The organism is Caulobacter sp. D5 (genome assembly GCF_003185805.1).
GTDB lineage: Bacteria > Pseudomonadota > Alphaproteobacteria > Caulobacterales > Caulobacteraceae > Caulobacter.
The window spans coordinates 1-2,552 of sequence record NZ_QHJY01000409.1; the positions used below are offsets into that span (position 1 = coordinate 1).

2 protein-coding genes are annotated in these 2,552 nt (G+C 68.5%); one reads left to right on the plus strand and one right to left on the minus strand.

Features of this window, described 5'->3' with window-relative positions:
- Positions 1-932 (minus strand): MBL fold metallo-hydrolase (locus DMC18_RS22220; RefSeq protein ID WP_110133317.1); only part of this gene is annotated, 932 nt, incomplete at its 3' end.
- Positions 933-1,084: 152 nt separating this feature from the next.
- On the opposite strand from DMC18_RS22220, the gene DMC18_RS22225 reads away from it, so the two are divergent.
- Positions 1,085-2,419 carry a hypothetical protein gene (locus DMC18_RS22225; RefSeq protein WP_110133318.1) on the plus strand — a complete coding sequence of 445 codons (1,335 nt, stop codon included), beginning with the start codon at positions 1,085-1,087 and terminating at the stop codon, positions 2,417-2,419.
- The last annotated feature ends 133 nt before the right edge of the window (positions 2,420-2,552 follow it).

A 2,552-nucleotide genomic window follows, 5' to 3' on the forward strand; every position in this document is an offset into this window, starting at 1 on the left:
AACGCGTCGACGGCGCGCTTGGGTTCGGACAGCTTGCCGACCAGGCGCGAAAGGCCGCGCTCGTGGCCGTTGATCAGCTGGTCGATGCGGGCGTGCAGGCCGCGGAACGGGGCGTTGTGGGCCGGCAGCACCAGCACCTCGTCGGGGACGGTCGCCTTGACCTTGGCCAGCGAGGTCAGCCAGTCGGTCAGCGGATCGGCGTCGGGCTCGGTGGGGAACACCGAGACATTGGACGAGATCTTCGGCAGCACCTGGTCGCCCGAGATCAGCAGGCCCAGCGCCGGGCTCCACAGGCAGGCGTGGTCGGGCGAATGGCCCTGGCCGGTCACCACCGTCCAGTCGTGCGCGCCGATGCGGAAGGTCTCGCCGTCTTCCATGCGGCGATAGCTGTCGGGCAGGGCGTGGATCGCCCGGCCAAAGCCGCCGAAGCGGGTCTTGTAGTTGTCGATGGCGTCGTCGTCCCACCCGGCGGCGCGGAAGAACCGCACCCCGTCCTCGGGCGCCTCGCGGCCGGTGTCGGCCACCAGCATCCGGCACTGAAAGTATTCCAGCCGGGTCATCCACAGCCGGCAGTCGAAGCGGCGGGTCAGCCAGCCGGCCAGGCCCACATGGTCGGGGTGCAGGTGGGTGACGATGACGCGGGTGACGGGCCGTCCCTCCAGCGCCCCGGCGAAGGCGGCCTTCCAGGCGCCGCTGGTCTCCCTGGTGGCCATGCCGGTGTCGACGATCGTCCAGCCCTCGCCGTCGGCCAGGGCCCAGACATTGATGAAGCCCAGCGAGCCGCCCAGCGGCTGGCGCAGCCACAGCACCCCCGGCGCGACCTCGACCGCCTGGCCCGAACCGGGCTCCGGCTCGACCTCGAACGGATAGGCCAGGCGCGGCCGGCGCGGCGATTCCGCGTCGCTGGCGGCCTCCTCGAAACCGTCGCTCATCGCCGTTTCACTCCCGCGTTCTCTTCCTGGCAGCCCATTTTTTATGGCCAAGCCGCGCCATGATTGCGCCCCTGTCGGACGACATCTTGACCCTAGATGCAAGCGGGCGCTTAAGTCCGCCGCGAGGAATTCACCCCCAGGAGACTACAGACATGAGGCCATTCGCGATCGGCCTGACGGCCGCCCTCGCGGTCGCCGTGCTCGTTCCGGCCGCCGCCTTCGCGGCGCCGAAGGATGCCAAGCCCGCCGCCGCCGCCGTCGACGCCAAGTCGCGTGAAACCGGCATGAAGGAAGCGCCGCCGCTGATGGCGCAGACGACCATCGCCTGCCAAGTGTCCGACGCCCGCCTGATCGGCGCCGACAAGAAGACCAGCACCTCCTACTACGAAGTCGCCTGCCAGGAAGGCATGGGCTACGCCATCGTGGCCAAGAAGGACGCCGCCCCGCAGGCGTTCAACTGCCTCGAGACCGGCCAGGTCGGCGCCGACGGCAAGGAATCGGGCCTGAAGTGCCTGCTGCCGGCCAACGTCGATCCCAAGCAGGGCCTGAAGCCCTACCTCGCCAAGGCCAGCGCCGCCTGCGACCTGCAGAACGCCCGCGCCATCGGCACCGGCAACAACAACTCGTTCTTCGAAGTCGCCTGTAAGGGCGGCGCCGGCTACATCGTCCAGGTTCCGGTCCCGATGAAGCTCGAAGGCACGGTGGCCAACAGCTGCCTGCTGTACGACGAGACCGGCAACATCTCGTGCAAGCTGACCGACCGCGCCACCCAGCTGCAGGTCGTCGACACCCTGGCCGCCGCCGCCAACAACGGCTGCGCGGTCAAGGACAAGCGCTACATCCTGACCACCAAGAGCGACAACTACTTCGAAGTCTCGTGCCAGGACGGCAAGGGCTATGTGCTGCAGCAGACCCTGGCCAGCGGCGCTCTCGCCCGCGCCATCGACTGCGCCAACGCCCCGGGCGGCGCCGAGTGCACCCTGACCGACAGCCGCGCGGCCAAGACCGAGCAGGCCGGCCTCTACACCAGCCTGGCCAAGAAGGCCGGCTTCGACTGCAAGGTCGAATCCTACGGCCTGTTCCCGTCGAACGACCCCAAGAAGGAAGTGGTCGAGCTGAAGTGCTCGAACCGTCCGGACGGCGGCATCGGCATGTTCTCGCCCACCGACAACCGCGTCTATGACTGCCTGTTCTCGGAGCTGAACGGCTTCCGCTGCAGCTACACCAAGCCGACCGCGGTGTTCCCGCGCCTGTGGTCCGACCTGAAGGGCTACGGCAAGGGCAGCTGCGAGGTTTCCGACGCCCGGGTCATCGGCCGCACCGAGACCGACGGCTTCATCGAAGTCGCCTGCGCCGACGGCCTGCCGGGCTGGGTGCTGGCCTACCCGCTGAACGCGCCCGCGCCCAAGCCCAAGGAACTGCTGTCCTGCCTGCAGGCCAAGGGCGTCGGCGGCGGCTGCAAGCTGCCGACCAACATCAAGAAGTAAGAGCTTTCCGAAGCTCTGACGAAGAACCCCGCCGGTGCGAACCGGCGGGGTTTTTTGTGTCCAACGGTGCGAAAGCCCTCCCCCTTGATGGGGGAGGGTTGGGTGGGGGTGACCTACGATGGTGGCGGCTGAA

Bases quoted from the DNA above. Each gene is read 5' to 3' on its own strand.
- DMC18_RS22225 (WP_110133318.1), top strand. From the start codon at position 1,085: ATGAGGCCATTCGCGATCGGCCTGACGGCCGCCCTCGCGGTCGCCGTG.